This window comes from Pectobacterium betavasculorum (assembly GCF_000749845.1).
In the GTDB taxonomy this organism is placed as follows: Bacteria; Pseudomonadota; Gammaproteobacteria; order Enterobacterales; family Enterobacteriaceae; genus Pectobacterium; species Pectobacterium betavasculorum.
Map to the genome: position 1 here is coordinate 1 of NZ_JQHM01000034.1, position 4,125 is coordinate 4,125.

1 protein-coding gene is annotated in these 4,125 nt (G+C 57.0%); it reads left to right on the forward strand.

Going from position 1 to position 4,125, the window contains the following annotated elements; translation table 11 throughout:
- On the forward strand, positions 1-4,125 hold a 4,125-nt coding region (locus KP22_RS20915), incomplete at both ends, for a beta strand repeat-containing protein (RefSeq protein WP_039326256.1).

Below are 4,125 nucleotides of genomic sequence, written 5' to 3' on the forward strand. Positions count from 1 at the left end.
CGGTCACCACGCGTGATAATGCAGGCAACCTCACCACTGCGAATACCACTCATACTTACGGCGTGGATACCGTGGCACCAGTAGCATCCATTACCATCGACGATGTCACCAGCGATAACGTGATTAACGCCAGTGAATCGGGTCAGACGATTGCGGTCACCGGTAACGTGGATAATGACGTGAAAGCGGGCGATGCGATTACCGTTACCGTCGGCTCGGAAACTTATCAAACGACCGTGAATGCCGATGGCAAAACCTGGAGCGTCAATGTGCCGGGTTCGGTGCTGGCCGCCAATGGCGATATCAGTGCGACGGTCACCACCCGCGACACGGCGGGTAACGTGACCACCGCAAACTCTACTCATGCTTATGGCGTCGATACCGATGCGCCAGTAGCATCGATTACCATCGACGATGTCACCTCAGATAACGTGATTAACGCCAGCGAATCGGGTCAGTCGATTGCGGTGACAGGTCAGGTCGATAACGACGTCAAAGCCGGTGATGCGGTGACGGTCACCGTTGGCACCGAGACCTACCAGACCACGGTGAATGCCGATGGCAAAACCTGGAGCGTCAATGTGCCGGGCGCGGTGCTGGCCGCGAACAGCGATGTGAGTGCGACTGTCACTACGCGTGATACCGCAGGCAACGTGACTACAGCGAATACCAGCCATGCGTACAGCGTCGATACGGTTGCGCCCACCGCCTCCATTACTATCGACGATGTGACCAGCGATAACGTGATTAATGCCAGTGAGTCGGGTCAGACGATTGCGGTCACCGGTCAGGTCGATAATGACGTCAAGGCCGGTGATGCGATTACCGTTACCGTCGGCACGGAAACTTATCAAACGACCGTGAATGCCGATGGTAAGACCTGGAGCGTCAATGTTCCGGGCGCGGTATTAGCTGCTAATGGCGATATCAGTGCGACGGTCACCACCCGCGATACCGCAGGCAATGTCACCACCGCAAACTCTACTCACGCTTATGGCGTCGATACGGTGGCACCAGTGGCATCGATTACCATCGACGATGTCACCAGCGATAACGTGATTAACGCCAGCGAATCCGGCCAGACCATTGCCGTCACCGGTCAGGTCGATAACGATGTTAAAGCGGGTGATGCGATTACCGTTACCGTCGGCACGGAAACTTATCAAACGACCGTGAATGCCGATGGCAAGACCTGGAGCGTCAATGTGCCGGGTTCAGTGCTGGCTGCTAATGGTGATGTGAGTGCGACGGTTACCACCCGCGATACCGCAGGCAACGTGACCACCGCAAACTCTACTCACGCTTATGGCGTCGATACCGTCGCGCCGACCGCGTCGATTACCATCGACGATATCACGTCAGATAACGTGATTAACGCCAGTGAATCGGGTCAGACGATTGCGGTCACCGGTAACGTGGATAATGACGTCAAATCCGGTGATACGGTGACGATAACCGTCGGCAGCGAGACCTATCAGACCACGGTCAATACCGATGGCAAGACCTGGAGCGTGAACGTTCCCGGTTCAGTGCTGGCTGCTAATGGTGATGTGAGTGCCACGGTCACCACCCGCGATACCGCAGGCAATGTCACTACAGCGAATACCAACCATGCGTACAGCGTGGATACGGTTGCGCCCACCGCGACCATTACTATCGACGATGTCACCAGCGATAACGTGATTAACGCAGCCGAGTCCGGCCAGACCATTGCGGTGACAGGTCAGGTCGGCAATGAGGTTCAGGCCGGTGATGCGGTGACAGTCACCGTCGGCAGCGAGACCTATCAGACCACGGTGAATGCCGATGGCAAGACCTGGAGCGTGAATGTGCCGGGCGCGGTGCTGGCCGCCAATGGCGATATCTCCGCGACGGTCACCACGCGTGATGCGGCAGGCAACGTCACCACGGCCAATACCAGTCACGCTTATGGCGTGGATACGGTTGCGCCCACCGCCTCCATTACTATCGACGATGTCACCAGCGATAACGTGGTTAACGCAGCCGAGTCCGGCCAGACCATTGCGGTCACCGGTCAGGTCGATAACGATGTGAAAGCGGGCGATGCGATTACCGTTACCGTCGGTGCCGAGACCTATCAGACCACGGTGAATGCCGACGGCAAGACCTGGGGCGTGAATGTTCCCGGTTCGGTGCTGGCCGCCAATGGTGAGGTGAGCGCCACCGTCACCACCCGTGATACCGCAGGCAATGTGACCACCGCCAATACCACTCATACTTACGGCGTGGATACGGTGGCACCTACCGCGACCATTACTATCGACGATGTCACCAGCGATAACGTGATTAATGCCAGTGAATCGGGCCAGACCATTGCGGTCACCGGTAACGTGGATAATGACGTGAAAGCGGGCGATGCGATTACCGTTACCGTCGGCACCGAGACTTATCAGACCACGGTGAATGCCGATGGCAAGACCTGGAGCGTGAACGTTCCCGGTGCTGTGCTGGCTGCTAATGGTGAGGTGAGTGCTACCGTTACCACTCGCGACACGGCGGGTAACGTGACGACGGCAAATACCAGCCACGCTTACGATGTCGATACCGTTGCTCCGGTGGCTTCTATCGCTATTGATAATGTCACATCTGATAACGTGATTAACGCCAGCGAGTCTGGTCAGACGATTGCGGTCACCGGCAAGGTCGATAATGACGTCAAGGCCGGTGATGCGGTGACAGTCACCGTCGGCAGCGAGACCTATCAGACTACGGTGAATGCCGATGGCAAGACCTGGAGCGTCAATGTTCCGGGCGCGGTGCTGGCCGCCAATGGTGATGTGAGCGCCACCGTCACCACCCGTGATACCGCAGGCAATGTGACCACCGCAAACTCTACTCATGCTTATGGCGTCGATACCGATGCGCCAGTGGCGTCGATTACCATCGACGATATCACGTCCGATAACGTGATTAACGCCAGCGAGTCGGGTCAGACGATTGCGGTCACCGGTAACGTGGATAACGATGTGAAAGCGGGCGATGCAGTGACAGTCACCGTCGGCACCGAGACCTACCAGACCACGGTGAATACCGATGGCAAGACCTGGAGCGTGAACGTTCCGGGCGTTGTACTGGCAGCGAATGGCGATATTTCGGCGACAGTGACCACGCGGGATACCGCAGGTAACGTCACGACTGCGCATACCAGTCACGCTTACGGTGTGGATACGGTTGCGCCAACCGCAGCTATCTCTATCGACGATGTGACGTCCGATAACGTCATCAATGCGGCCGAGTCCGGCCAGACCATTGCGGTGACCGGTAAAGTCGACAATGAAGTGAAGGCGGGCGATGCGGTTACCGTTAAAGTCGGTAACGAGACCTACCAGACCACGGTGAATACCGATGGTAAGACCTGGAGCGTGAACGTTCCCGGTGCTGTACTGGCTGCTAACGGCGATGTCTCAGCAACGGTCACGACACGCGATATGGCAGGCAATATCACCACCGCGAATACCAATCACGTCTACGGAGTGGATACGGTTGCGCCAACCGCAGCTATCTCTATCGACGATGTGACGTCCGATAACGTCATCAATGCGGCCGAGTCCGGCCAGACCATTGCGGTGACCGGTAAAGTCGACAACGACGTGAAAGCGGGCGATGCGGTTACCGTCAAAATCGGGATCGAGACTTACCAGACCACGGTGAATACCGATGGTAAGACCTGGAGCGTGAACGTGCCGGGATCGGTGCTGGCAGCGAATGGCGACATCTCTGCAACGGTCACGACACGCGATACGGCAGGCAATATCACCACCGCGAATACCAGTCACACTTACGGTGTGGATACGGTTGCGCCGGTGGCTTCAATTTCAATTGATGATGTCACCAGCGATAACGTGATTAACGCTGTTGAATCCGGCCAGACCATCGCGGTGACGGGTAAGGTTGATAACGACGTCAAAGTGGGTGATGCGATCACCGTTAAAGTCGGTACCGAGACCTACCAGACCACCGTCAATACCGACGGCAAAACCTGGAGCGTGAACGTGCCGGGAACTGTGCTGGCCGCCAATGGTGATGTGAGTGCGACTGTTACCACCCGAGATCCGGCTGGCAACATCACCACCGCCAATACCAGCCACGCTTACGGTGTGGATA